Consider the following 12,677-nt stretch of genomic DNA (forward strand, 5'->3'; position numbering starts at 1 on the left):
CCCGCGTACCGGCCGAGCGACAGCACGGGCACGCCGGGGTCCAGGCGCGGCGTCACCAGGTGGGGCTGGTCGGGCCGGACGGTGAGCTCTCGGTCGCAGGCCACACACCAGCGCACGCCGGCGACGCCGCAGCCACCGCACTGCAGTGGAAGCACCAGGTCGAGCACGCCCCCAGTGTGGCGTCGGCGTCCGACCTCCCGGCCCCGTTCCGCCGCGGAATAGCATTCCGGGCTGCGGTTTCGCGCTGATCCACAGCCCTGGCTTCACACTCGCGGGCGAAACTCAGCCGGCGACGATCGACTCTCCCTGCACCGTGATCGTCTCCTCGGTCAGCGGGCGCGCGGCCGGGCCGTTGACCACCGCGCCGTCGAGGCTGAACTTGCTGCCGTGGCAGGGGCAGTTGATGGTCCCGTCGGCCACCTCGTCGATCAGGCAGCCGGAGTGCGTGCACACCGCCGAGAACGCCTTGAAATCCCCCGCCACCGGCTGGGTGATGATCGTCTCGCCGACGATCACGCCCGAGCCGACCGGCACCTCCGCAGTCGTGGCGAGCTGCTCCGTCCCGGCACCGGCCGTCTCCTCGGGGGCCTCACCCGACGGCTGGCCACCCGACTCACCGGAGCCGGAATCACTGCCGCCCGAGCACGCTGCGAGCGCAGCCGCCGCGAGACCGACTCCCGCGCCGACGATCACCGACTTCCGGGAAACCTGCATCTTGTCGATATCCATCGCTGACCTCTCCATCGGCTGGCTGCCGGAGGGCTTGTCCGGCAGCACGTCCAGTGTCAGCCCGGCAGCACCGGCAGCGCACCCGCTGTCATCAATGGCCGGACCTCCGCCCACCCGGGGTCACCGTCGGCGGACGACCCCGAGAGTTGAAGCACGCCGCGGGCGTCGGCGACGTAGACGGCCGACGGGTTCGCCGCCACCGTCGTCACCGGCCGCAACAGGTTGTACGTCGGCCCGTCGGAGTTCACCCCGTCGAGGTTCACATAGGCCACCGGGTGCTGGGCATCGGTGCGGCTGACGACGATGTCGTCGCCGGTGCGCCAGGACAGCGACACCACCGTGTCGCGCAACCCGTATCCCAGCCGTCGCGGGAAGGTCAGCGCGTACCCGCCGCCCTCCGTCTGCTCGACACCCGCCAAGATGATCCGTCCCTCGATCACCATGGCCGCGCGGGTGCCGTCCCGCGAGAGTTGCAGTTCGGCGATCGGGCCGGGGAATCGGGTCGACACCGAGGCGGAGTCGACGGGGATGCGGGCCGGTTGGCCCGACGCGTCCTGGATCACCCGGACGACGTTGATGCCGTCGACGACGACCCAGATCGCGTCGTCCAGCGACCAGCTCGGCCGACTCAGGCTGCGCCCGTCCATCGCCTGTGATGCGTTGCCGCCCAACGGTCCCACCCACAATGTCGACGCCATGTCGGGAGCACCGGGGCGTTCGGTGATGATGGAGGCGACCAGCTGACCGCCCCGCGACAGCGAGGCGGCGGTCTGGCCGGGCATCTGTCCGAACGAACCCGACACCCGCGGCGCGCGCTGGCCGTCCAGGCGCACCAGGGACCCGCCGACCAGGGCGTGCAGCCCGGCCGCGGCGCCGTCGAGGGCACCGGGATCGGTCGCGGCGACGTCGGCAGTTTCCCAGCCGTCGGCGAACCGGTCGTCGAGTGCGGCGCCGTCGGCGGTGATCACGTACGGCCCGTTGATGCCGGCCCGGGACAACGTCCAGATCAGCTGCGCGGCAAGCAGTTGCCGGCTCTGGGGGTCTGTGGTGGCCAGGTTCTCCAGGTCGATGCGCGCCCCGCCGTAGCCGCGTCCCACGCCGGTCTTGCCGCCGTCGGCGCGCGTCACCGGCCCCCGCAATTTCAGCGGCGGGCCGAGCAGGTTGCGCACGGTGTCCGTCATCTCCGGCCGCGGACCCGCGATCAACTTGCTGACCAGCTCGGTGGGCAGCTGGTCGGGCTCGGACACCGCGACGTAGCGCGGATCCGGCACCACGGTCTTGCCCGTGGGGTCGGCGAAGTAGAGGGTGCTGCGCTTGTAGGTGGACTGGAACTGCTGCCAGTCCAGGAAGACCCCGTTGGGAAGACGGTCGATGCGCCAGCCGTCCGATGTCTTCACCAGTTCGATGGGCCCGGGGTCGGGCAGTGCGCCCTCGCCCGTCTCGAACACCCCCATGTCCGACAGTGAGCCGAGGATGTCGGCGCGCATGCTCGCCGAAACCCGGTTGGGCGTGCGGGTCTCGACAAAAACCACGTTGTCGATCAGCAGCGCGCTGCCCGCGTCGTCCCAGCCGCTCGAGGCCGATTCGGTGAGGAACTGGCGCGCGGCCAGGTGCCTGTTCGCGGGATCGGCGGTGGCCTTGAGGAATTCCCGCAGCAGCACGTCGGGGTCCATCCCCGGGGTGGGTGCGGGCAGGCTGGGCGGCGCCGGCCGGGCGACGGTGCCGATGGCCTGCGGCGACGACGAGCTGGGCACCCCGGCACATCCGGTGAGCGTGAGCACCAGTGCGAACAGCGCGGCTACGAGGCGTGTCACACGCTCTCCCCTGCCGGTTCGCGTTCGCGGGTCGGTCGGGTGCCGGACGGAGTCGGTGGCGGTTCGATGGGCTTGACGGGCAGCGGGCTGCTGGTCACCTTGTGTCCGCGGACCAGTGGCAGCGTCAACCGGAAGCAGGCACCCTTGCCGGGCTCGCCCCAGGCTTCCAGCCTGCCCTGGTGCAGCCGGGCGTCCTCGATGCTGATGGCCAGCCCGAGGCCGGTGCCACCGGAGCGGCGCACCCGCGACGGATCCGCCCGCCAGAACCGGCTGAACACCAGCTTCTCCTCGCCGGGGCGCAGGCCCACGCCGTGGTCGCGGACGGTCACCGCGACGGTGTCCTCGTCGGCGGCCATCCGGATGCGCACCGGTTTGTGCTCGGCGTGGTCGATGGCGTTGGCGATCAGGTTGCGCAGGATCCGCTCCACCCGGCGCGGGTCGACTTCGGCGATGACGTCGTCGGTGGGCAGGTCGACGATCAGGTCCACGCCGGCTTCGTCGGCGAGGTGACCGACGTTGTCCAGGGCGCTCTTGACGATGGAGCGCAGGTCGACAGCTTCGACGGCCAGCTCGGCGACGCCGGCGTCGTGGCGGGAGATCTCCAGCAGGTCGCTGAGCAGCGACTCGAACCGGTCCAGCTCGTTGACCATCAGCTCGGTCGAGCGGCGCAACGCGGGGTCGAGGTCTTCGGCGTGGTCGTGGATCAGGTCGGCGGCCATCCGCACGGTGGTCAGCGGGGTACGCAGTTCGTGGCTGACGTCGGAGGTGAACCGTCGTTGCAGGTTGCCGAACTCCTCGAGCTGGGTGATCTGGCGGTGCAGGCTTTCCGCCATGTCGTTGAACGACACCGCCAGCCGCGCCATGTCGTCCTCGCCGCGCACCGGCATTCGCTCGGCGAGGTGCCCTTCGGCGAACCGCTCGGCGATCCGCGACGCCGACCGCACCGGCAGCACGATCTGACGCGCCACCAGCAGCGCGATCGCGGCCAGCAGGCCGAGCAGCACCACCCCGCCGGTGGCCAGCGTGCCGCGGACCAACGCGATCGTGGAGGCTTCGCTGTTCAGCGGGAAGATCAGGTAGAGCTCCAGGTTGGCCGCCGGCGACGACGTCGGGGTGCCGACGATCAGGGCGGGTCCGGAGAAGCCGTCGGTGTGCACGGTCGAGTACTGGTAGCTGACCTGTCCGGCGTTGACGAAGTCGCGCAGCGCGTTGGGCACCTGATCGATCGGGCCTGCGGAGGTGGCCGCGCGGGGTCCCATCCCGGGGACGACGAGCACCGCGTCGAAGGCGCCGGCGAGTCCGGCGCCGGCGTCTGCCTTGCGGTCGATCAGGGTGTTGCGGGCCAGCTGCAGGCTGCTGTCGAGGGAGCGGGTCTCCTCACCGCCGACGATTCCGCTGACCGTGCCGCGGGCCCGTTCGATCTCCTCGGTGGCCGCGCGCACCTTGACCTCGAGGATCCGGTCGGTGATCTGGCTGGTCAGGACGAAGCCGAGCACCATGATGACCGCCAGCGACAGGCCCAGCGTCATCGTGACGACGCGCAACTGCAACGAGCGCCGCCACGCCAGACTCAGCGCCCTGCCCAGCGCACCCAGACCCCGGACCAGTGGTGCCGACCTCCGGTGGATACGCCGTCTCGAACTGAAGATCACGACCACCGCCGAGCGGTCAGAATCACGACGACGGTGAGCCGTCCGATCACGGAGGTCCGGCCTTGTATCCCACTCCTCGAACGGTGAGCACCACCTGCGGGTTCTCCGGGTCCTTCTCGACTTTGGCCCGCAGCCGCTGGACGTGCACGTTCACCAAACGGGTGTCGGCGGGATGGCGGTAACCCCACACCTGTTCGAGCAGCACATCTCGAGTAAACACCTGGCGGGGTTTCCGTGCCAGCGCGACCAGCAGGTCGAACTCCAGAGGGGTCAGGGAGATCTGTTCGCCTTGGCGGGTGACCTTGTGGGCCGGGACGTCGATGTCGATGTCGGCGATCGACAGCATCTCGGCGGGCTCGTCCTCGTTGCGACGCAGCCGGGCCCGCACCCGGGCCACCAGTTCCTTGGGCTTGAACGGCTTCATCACGTAGTCGTCGGCGCCGGACTCCAACCCGAGCACCACGTCGACGGTGTCGGTCTTGGCGGTCAGCATCACGATGGGCACGCCGGAGTCCGCGCGCAGCACCCGGCACACGTCGATGCCGTTCATGCCGGGCAACATGAGGTCCAGCAGCACCAGATCGGGCCGCAGCTCGCGCACCGCGGTCAGCGCTTGGGTGCCGTCACCGACCACCGCGGTATCGAAGCCCTCGCCACGCAGAACGATGGTGAGCATCTCGGCGAGCGAAGGGTCGTCATCGACGACCAGGATCCTTTGCCTCATGGTGTCCATGGTGTCACCAAAAAGCAATAAACCTCGGATACCACACCGGGCGATTTGCGTGTTGACCGGCACCGAGGTCCGGAACGACACTCCGGCCGGGCCGTGAAGCGGACTTCTGGCAGTCGTCAGCCGAAGGTGGCGGTGCTGCCGATGATGTCGCGCTGCTGCCTGATCGACTCGATGACCTCGTAGCCGATCTGCCGCACGCTGGCAGGCACCGGGTTTCTCTCGAAAGCCTTCCGCGCCGCGCCGCCGGTGTCGCCTGCGAGCACCCACCCCAGCGAGTAGCTGTCCGCCAGCGCCCGCCGCGCAGCCGTCGTCTCCGGGTCGTCCGAGGCCACCAACTCGTTGGCAAGCGCGAGCACGAGTTGCTTGCGGGAGTAGTCGGCGCCGTCGCAGTCCCGCACCACCGGGTTGGTCCACCAGTGGTCGAACGGGATGCGCGAGCCGCGGTCGATCCGGCCGCCGTCCCTGGTGCGGATCGGTGCCGGCGGGTACAGCCCGAGCTTCGGCACGTATTCGGCGTAGCCCTGCGGTCCGCTGCGGATCTTCATCAGGGTCAGGCAGGCCGCGCCGGACTGGTTCTTGGGATGGGGCACGCCCGCGGTGTCCACCCAGGTGAGGTCGCGCTGGTCGATCAGGGCGCGGGTGGTGTCGGTGTGGTGGACGAGCGCGCGGACGTGCACTGCCACCGTCATGGCCTCGACGAGGGTGCCCTGGTCGAATTGTCCGCAGGCCGACTTCATCCGGGCGACGCGATCGTCGACCTCCGCAAGCAGTTCGACGCGCGTATGAATTGGAACAGTCATCGGTCCCCCCGGTACCACGTTGCACAGTTTCGTCGCCTGGGCGACGCCCCATGGCTGAGGGTATATGCCGTCTCGCCGATCCGCAGCGGTCTGGCAGCTAACGCAGAATTTCCGCGAGTTCGGCTGCGTCGACGTCCGGTGGCACCACCGTCCACGGCCCGCACCACTGGGCCGCGGCCAACTCGGTGTACACCGCTGACGTGCGACGCTGCAGCCCGTCGTCGCGCTCGTAGGCGTCCCGGGCCCGGTCGGCCTCCTCGGCGGCCCGGTTCACCGCGCGTTGCGCCGCCAGTTCTGTCGGCACATCCAGCAGCACCTGCCAGTCCGGGGCGGGCAGCTGCAGCCGTCCGTACTCGAGGTCACGCACCCAGGCCACCACATCCCCGTCGCCGCCCTGGTGCAGCCGCGCAGCGCTGTAGGCGGCGTTGGAGGCGACGTAGCGGTCGAGGATCACGACGTCGGATTCCGCGGCCAGCCGCTCGATCTCGGCCTTGCCGCCTGCGCGGTCCATCGCGAACAGCACCGCCATCGCGTAGACCGAGTCGGCGAGGTCACCGTGGGCGCCGTGCAGGGCTTCGGCCGCCAGATCCGCATGCGCCGAGACCCCGTAACGCGGGAACGCCAGGCTGGACACCGACCGGCCGCCGGCCTCGAAGGCGGCGCGCAGACCGTTGGTCAACGTCCGCTTGCCGGCACCGTCGACTCCTTCGATCACGATGAGCACTGGGCGAGCGTAATGCAGGCACAGCAGTGGCAGAGACGGCAAAGGTTGACCACGCGGAGGCGCAGCCTTCATAGTGAGCCGATGGGGAGCAGACGCCGTGTCGGCAAAGTTGGCGAAGTTGCGGTTGCGGCCGGTGTCGGTACCGCGGTGTTCCTGGGGTGGGGTTGCGCCGTCGCGGCTGCGGACGACGACTCCGGCGGGTCACGGTCGGCCCCGAAGTCGACGCAAACCGACGGGGATTCCGGGAAGAAGCGGGCCGGTCCGGCGAGCACACCCAAGGACCGCTCCGGCGATGCTCCGAGCCGGAACGATTCGGCGCCAACCGAATCCGAATCCGAGTCCGACGAGGACGCCGTCGCCGAGGCTGACGGGGAAGAGGCTGACGGGGAAGAGCGGAAGCCGCGCGCCGCGGAACCGGACGCCACTCCCGCCGACGAGCCGGCCGGCGAGCCCGAACCCGAGTCCGAGCCCGATCAGGTGTCACGCACCCTGTTGGAGCAGCCGGTCCCCGAAGACACACCGCGGCCGGCGCCGGCCGCGCTACCACAGCTGTGGACGGCGCTCGGGGCGGCGCGCCGCGAGGTCGACGAGGCTCCGGCACCGGTGGTCAGAGCATCTGCCGACATCGCCTCGGGCGCGGCTGTGGTTGCCGCACCTTCGGACTCGATCACCTACACCGCCGAACCGACGTTCTTCGACCAGGTGGTCGTTTTCAGCCTTCGGGTGATGCGTCAGATCTCCAGCTTCATCGGTGTCGACCTCTACGGATTGTTGGCCAAAGCGCTGGAGAGCGACAAGCCGCCATGGTTCGTCAAGCGCGGCCTCGACGTCCGCAGCACCGAGTACCAGGTGTCGGAAGAGGAACCCTGGCAGGTGTGGGAGTTCCACCCGCCGAACCCGACGGGCAAGACCGTCGTCGCCGTCCATGGGGGCGGGTTCGTCGTGCAGCCGCTGATCACTCACTGGGGTGACTACGCGGCCATGGCGCGCGACACCGGCGCCACCGTGCTCGTGCCGATGTATCCGCTGGCGACCACCGAGGCGGGGTCGGCCACCCGGGTGGTGCCCGCCATGGCCCAGTTCCTCTCCGATCAGATCGCCACGCACGGGGCCGAGGACGTCAGCGTCTATGCAGATTCGGCCGGCACCATCCTGGCGATGTCCGCGGTGCGCCGGCTGGTGATGAACGGTCGTCCCGTTCCGGCGAGCATGGTGTTGCTCTCCCCCGCCCCGGACGCCTCGCTGTCCAACCCGGCCATCCGCGACATCGACGACCCGGTGATCGACGTCGACGATCTCGACTTCTACAACGACGGCAGTCACTGGGCCGACGGATTCGACCCGACGGACCCGATGGTCAGCCCGCTGTTCATCGAAGACGCTGTGCTCGCAGGTTTTCCGCCCACCACGATCTACATCGGGACCCTCGAGATCGGACTTCCCGACACCCTGCTGCTGCACGAGAAATGGAATGCCGCCGGTGGGATGGCCTCGCTCGTGGTGGGCAGGGGCCAAATCCACGACTGGGCGTTGGGCGGTTCCATCAACTCGCAGGCGGCCAAGGTGCGGCCGGACATCTACCGCCAACTCGGACTCAACGACGTCGCCGACGGTCCACGCACCGTCACGACGGCACCACCGACGTTCGGGGACCAACTGGTCGTCGGCACGCTGCGCACCCTGCGCTGGTTCTCGGCGGTCACCGGGATCAAGTTGTTCAGCGGCGTGGTGGGGGTGGTCACCACCGCCGACCCACCACCGTCGACGATCACCGGACTGACCGTCACCGAGCGCAGCTACAACGGCTATACCGTATGGGAATTGGCGTCGCCACAACCGTCGGGCGAGTACGTCGTCGCGTTGCACGGCGGCGGTTTCGAGGCCGAGGCGAACATCATCCACTGGTCGGACTACGCGGAGATGGCCCGCGACACCGGCGCCACCGTGCTGGTGCCGATCTTTCCGCTGGCCCCGCCCAAGGACACCGGCACGGCGAGCACGCTGGTGCCGCCGATGGCCGACTATCTGTCGATGTTGATCGACGAGCACGGCGTGGACAACGTCAGCCTCTACGGGGACTCTTCCGGCGGTTCGTACGCCATGCTGGCCGTGCAGGAGATGTTGCGCCGCTGCCGATCCGACGTGCAATGTGTGGTCTCCGAATCTCGGCCCTCGAGAATGGTGCTGGTCTCACCGGCGCTGCATCTGACGTTGAGCGGGCCCGAGATCGACGCCATCGATGACCCGATCCTGCCGAGCCGTCCGGCAGGGGAAGGTCCGCAGTTCAACGGCGAGCTGGACATGGATGATCCACGGGTGAACCCGATTTCGGGCGCGGACCTGACCGGCCTGCCCCCGACCGCGGTGTACATCGGCACGCTGGAGAAGCTCTACCCGGGCGCACTGGCGTTCCGCGACAAGCTTCTGGCGCAGGATCCCGACGCCGACTTCACGGTCATCATCGGCGACGGGCAGATGCACGGCTGGGCCCTGGGCGGCCTCTACATCAACTCGCAGGCACCGGTGTGGCGCTCCACCGTGTACCGGCAGTTGGGCCTGCTGCCGCAGGCGAATTCGGCGCGGTACGTGACCCTGCAGGTCGCCTGACGCGCCTGATTCAGCCGGCGATGCTGGACTGCAGCACCACCTCGTCCTGCGGCGGGTCCAGGAACACCCGGGTGCTTCTGCGCTCGGCGCCGAAGACCATGTTCAGCTCGATGCCGGTCAGAAAAGGCCCGGGCGGCAGCTCGGGCTCGAGCACCTTCTGCACCGCGGGCTGGCTACCGGTTTGCTCTGATTCATGTTGTGTCACAAGTTCTTCCATCGTGGCAGGGGTGACCTGCACGACGGCGTCGATCCACTGCAACGTCAGCCGTGAGTTTTCAGGGCGTGTTGCGGTGTTGTCCCACTGGATCCACGACGCCGACACCGGAGCACCCAGAGCCGGGAAGATGCGGGCGAGCTCCTCGGTGTCGTGACGCACCTCCGGAGCGGGCGGCGCAGAACTGGCGGCCGGCTCTTCCGGCTGGGTCTGACACGCCGAGACCAGCAGCAGGAGTCCGGCCGTCGCGACCAGCCGACCGGCGAATCGGGCGCGCACACCGACCCCGGTGGTCACCGTGGGCGCCCGATTCGACCTCGTCACGTCAGTAGCGGTAGTGCTCTGGCTTGTACGGGCCGTCGACGTCGACACCGATGTACTCCGCCTGCTCCTTGGTCAGCCTGGTCAGCGAGCCACCGAGCGCCTCGACGTGGATCTTGGCGACCTTCTCGTCGAGATGCTTGGCCAGCCGGTAGACCTCGTTGTCGTACTCGTCGTTCTTGGTCCACAGCTCGATCTGCGCGATCACCTGGTTGGAGAAGCTGTTGCTCATCACGAACGACGGGTGGCCGGTCGCGTTGCCCAGGTTCAGCAGACGTCCCTCGCTCAGCACGATGATCGAGTGACCGTTGGAGAAGGTGAACTCATCGACCTGCGGCTTGATGTTGATGCGGCGGACGTCGGGGTCCTTCTCCAGACGCGCCATCTCGATCTCGTCGTCGAAGTGGCCGATGTTGCCCAGGATCGCCTGGTGCTTCATCGACTTCATGTGCTCGAGGGTGATGATGCCCTGGTTGCCGGTGGCGGTGATGACGATGTCCGCCCAGCCGATGGCCTCTTCGACGGTCTTGACCTCGAAGCCGTCCATCAGCGCCTGCAGCGCGTTGATCGGGTCGATCTCGGTGACCGCGACGCGGGCGCCCTGAGCCTTGAGGGCCTCGGCGCAGCCCTTGCCGACGTCGCCGTAGCCGCAGACCAGCGCGGCCTTGCCGCCGATCAGCACGTCGGTGCCGCGGTTGATGCCGTCGATCAGCGAGTGCCGGGTGCCGTACTTGTTGTCGAACTTGCTCTTGGTCACCGAGTCGTTGACGTTGATCGCCGGGAAGGACAGCTCACCGGAGGCGGCGAACTGGTAGAGCCGCAGCACGCCGGTGGTGGTCTCCTCGGTGACGCCCTTGACGGCCTCGGCGATCTTGGTCCACTTGGTTTTGTCGGTCTCGAAGCGCGCCCGGATCAGCGACAGGAAAACCTTGTACTCGGCGGAGTCGTCGTCCTCACCGGGAGGAACCACGCCGGCCTTCTCGAACTGCGCGCCGCGCAGCACCAGCATGGTGGCGTCACCGCCGTCGTCGAGGATCATGTTGGCCGGCTCGTCGGGCCAGGTGAGCATCTGCTCGGCGGCCCACCAGTACTCCTCCAGCGACTCGCCCTTCCACGCGAACACCGGGGTGCCCTTGGGCGCCTCGACGGTGCCGTTGGGGCCGACGACGACCGCCGCGGCGGCGTGGTCCTGGGTGGAGAAGATGTTGCACGACGCCCAGCGCACCTCAGCGCCGAGGGCGACCAGGGTCTCGATGAGCACCGCGGTCTGGACGGTCATGTGCAGCGAACCGGAGATCCGCGCGCCCTTGAGCGGCAGGACGTCGGCGTACTCGCGGCGCAGCGCCATCAGGCCGGGCATCTCGTGTTCGGCCAGCCGGATCTCCTTGCGGCCGAACTCGGCCAGTCCCAGGTCGGCGACCTTGTAGTCGATGCCGTTGCGGACATCGGCGGTCAGTGCAGTCATGTAGAGCCCCTATATTCGTTCGCTTGCCTGTGCGTGCACGGATGTGCAGTCGGCGACACCCATAGCCTGCGGGCTCGCGGGACAGGCGCTCATCCGTTTTCCAACAGCGGCTGCGCTCTGCCGGCTAAGAAGTATCTATGACACCGTAGCGTTCGGCGAACGGCGTCATCAATCTGGCCAGGTCTCGGGCCACATCGTGGTCGGCTTCCGGGGGCATCGAGACGTAACTCATGGCCAGCCGGACGATGGCGCGGGCCAGGACTCCGGCGTCCTCCTCGCTGGCCCGCACCCAGCTGGACATCAACGATTCGGTCAGCCGCGTGGAGCACCGGCTGATGATCGGCGCGCTGTCGGTGGTGATGATCTGCAGCAGGTCGGGCTTGGAGGTTCCGGTCAACAGCGAGATCACCAGCGGATCGGCGGCCGACTCGGTGAAGAAGTCGCGGAAGCCCTGCAAGAAGGCGGCGTAGATGTCGCCGACGTTGTGGTTGATGGCGTCGTGGATCTGGTCGACGAGCCTGTCGGCCAGGCGCAGGGCATACCCATGCGCCAGGCCCTGCCGCGAGCCGAACTCGTTGTAGATCGTCTGGCGGCTGATGCCGGCCGCCCTGGCCACGTCGGACAGCGTGATCGCCGACCAGTCGCGGGCCAGCAGCATCTCCCGCATGCCGTCGAGGATCGAGTCGCGCAGCAGCACCCGGGACGCCTCGGCGTAGCTGATGCGCTTCTCGCGGGAGCAGCTCACACGCGCGACACTATCGCTTCCGACGGTCGTGCTCGCCCAGGCTGTCACGTCGTCCCGTCTTCCCCGCGAGCGTGCGCGTTTGCACACCTTCGCTCGGCGTGTCGCGTACCTGCGCGCGCGCTCGCGGACATCGAGTGTGCGCTCATGGCCGGACGACCTCGACCATCTCGAAATCCGACTTGGCCGCGCCGCAGTCCGGGCAACTCCAGTCGTCGGGGATGTCGTCCCAGCGGGTGCCCGGCTCGATGCCGTCCTCGGGCCAGCCTTTGGCCTCGTCGTACTCGAAGCCGCACTGCACACAGACGAACAGCTTGTAGTCGCTCATCTCGTTGCTCCAATCTCTTCTCTTGCGTTGAGGCTGCACTCATGGCGGGAATTACTCACACTTTCCCGCCCTGGACGCAGCATCAGTGGGTTTGGATGACTTCGAAATCGACCTTCTCGCGCACCGCGCAGTCCGGACATGCCCAGTCATCGGGCACCTGATCCCACGACGTGCCTGCTGGAAAGCCCTCCCGCGGCGCACCTTTGGCCTCGTCGTAGACGTAGTCACAGCCGGGGCAGCGGTAGGCGGTCATGCGTCTCGGCCCGTCTGCTCCTCGCGCGAGCGCTCGTCGGTCCCATACTTGGCCATCACCTTGTCCCGCACTCGCGGATGGACGTTGACCTTGGAGATGTCGCCGTCGTAGTGCTCCATGACGCGGTGGTCCATCACCTTGCGCCACAGCGGCGGGAAGTAGGTGAGTCCGATCATCGACGCGTACCCGCTGGGCAGATTCGGCGCCCCGTTCATGCTGCGCAGCGTCTGGTAGCGACGCGTCGGGTTGGCGTGGTGGTCACTGTGCCGCTGCAGGTGGTAGAGGAACAGGTTGG

Annotated in this window: 12 protein-coding genes and 2 pseudogenes; 1 reads left to right on the forward strand and 13 read right to left on the reverse strand. The window is 68.4% G+C overall.

The genetic code is table 11. The features are described from left to right. The 7 genes and pseudogenes from WA944_RS24630 to WA944_RS24660 all read right to left on the reverse strand — a co-directional run. A pseudogene (locus tag WA944_RS24630) lies at positions 1-167 on the reverse strand (ComF family protein); the annotation flags it as partial. Between the two features lie 115 nt (positions 168-282). After that, positions 283-843, reverse strand: coding sequence for a QcrA and Rieske domain-containing protein (locus WA944_RS24635; RefSeq protein ID WP_526647439.1), 561 nt, complete (start codon positions 841-843; stop codon positions 283-285). Next, positions 786-2,543 carry an MtrAB system accessory lipoprotein LpqB gene (gene lpqB, locus WA944_RS24640; RefSeq protein WP_526647440.1) on the reverse strand — a complete coding sequence of 586 codons (1,758 nt, stop codon included), beginning with the start codon at positions 2,541-2,543 and terminating at the stop codon, positions 786-788. The genes WA944_RS24635 and lpqB overlap by 58 nt, the downstream gene beginning before the upstream one ends. Continuing rightward, positions 2,540-4,195: an MtrAB system histidine kinase MtrB gene (mtrB, locus tag WA944_RS24645; protein ID WP_526373346.1), complete on the reverse strand. Its 1,656-nt coding sequence runs from the start codon at positions 4,193-4,195 to the stop codon at positions 2,540-2,542. Before mtrB ends, lpqB begins: the two co-directional genes overlap by 4 nt. 46 nt (positions 4,196-4,241) lie before the next feature. Continuing rightward, positions 4,242-4,928, reverse strand: coding sequence for a two-component system response regulator MtrA (gene mtrA / locus WA944_RS24650; RefSeq protein ID WP_159233213.1), 687 nt, complete (start codon positions 4,926-4,928; stop codon positions 4,242-4,244). A gap of 116 nt (positions 4,929-5,044) precedes the next feature. Further along, complete coding sequence (locus WA944_RS24655) at positions 5,045-5,728, reverse strand: hypothetical protein (RefSeq protein ID WP_526647441.1); 684 nt, start codon at positions 5,726-5,728, stop codon at positions 5,045-5,047. Between the two features lie 97 nt (positions 5,729-5,825). Beyond that, the gene (locus WA944_RS24660; protein WP_526373338.1) at positions 5,826-6,452 is read right to left on the reverse strand and encodes a dTMP kinase; all 627 of its coding nucleotides are present in this window, start codon (positions 6,450-6,452) and stop codon (positions 5,826-5,828) included. Positions 6,453-6,533: 81 nt separating this feature from the next. On the opposite strand from WA944_RS24660, the gene WA944_RS24665 reads away from it, so the two are divergent. Continuing rightward, positions 6,534-9,059 carry an alpha/beta hydrolase gene (locus WA944_RS24665; RefSeq protein WP_526373337.1) on the forward strand — a complete coding sequence of 842 codons (2,526 nt, stop codon included), beginning with the start codon at positions 6,534-6,536 and terminating at the stop codon, positions 9,057-9,059. 10 nt (positions 9,060-9,069) lie between these two features. Here the strand turns inward: WA944_RS24665 and WA944_RS24670 are convergent, their stop codons facing one another. The 6 genes and pseudogenes from WA944_RS24670 to WA944_RS24695 all read right to left on the reverse strand — a co-directional run. Then, positions 9,070-9,597 (reverse strand): hypothetical protein, encoded by a 528-nt coding sequence (locus WA944_RS24670; RefSeq protein WP_526373335.1) that lies wholly within the window; start codon positions 9,595-9,597, stop codon positions 9,070-9,072. 1 nt (position 9,598) lies between these two features. Continuing rightward, on the reverse strand, positions 9,599-11,059 hold the full coding sequence (gene ahcY / locus WA944_RS24675) for an adenosylhomocysteinase (protein WP_526373333.1): 1,461 nt from the start codon (positions 11,057-11,059) through the stop codon (positions 9,599-9,601). Positions 11,060-11,183: 124 nt separating this feature from the next. Continuing rightward, complete coding sequence (gene alkX, locus WA944_RS24680) at positions 11,184-11,804, reverse strand: TetR family transcriptional regulator AlkX (RefSeq protein WP_526373331.1); 621 nt, start codon at positions 11,802-11,804, stop codon at positions 11,184-11,186. Between the two features lie 142 nt (positions 11,805-11,946). Then, positions 11,947-12,129 carry a rubredoxin gene (locus tag WA944_RS24685; RefSeq protein WP_526373330.1) on the reverse strand — a complete coding sequence of 61 codons (183 nt, stop codon included), beginning with the start codon at positions 12,127-12,129 and terminating at the stop codon, positions 11,947-11,949. An 82-nt stretch (positions 12,130-12,211) separates the two neighbouring features. Further along, positions 12,212-12,382 (reverse strand): rubredoxin, encoded by a 171-nt coding sequence (locus tag WA944_RS24690; protein WP_526373328.1) that lies wholly within the window; start codon positions 12,380-12,382, stop codon positions 12,212-12,214. Continuing rightward, positions 12,379-12,677, reverse strand: a pseudogene (locus WA944_RS24695) (alkane 1-monooxygenase); the annotation flags it as partial. The gene WA944_RS24690 and the pseudogene WA944_RS24695, both read right to left, overlap by 4 nt.

The organism is Mycobacterium sp. (genome assembly GCF_049683355.1).
In the GTDB taxonomy this organism is placed as follows: domain Bacteria; phylum Actinomycetota; class Actinomycetes; order Mycobacteriales; family Mycobacteriaceae; genus Mycobacterium.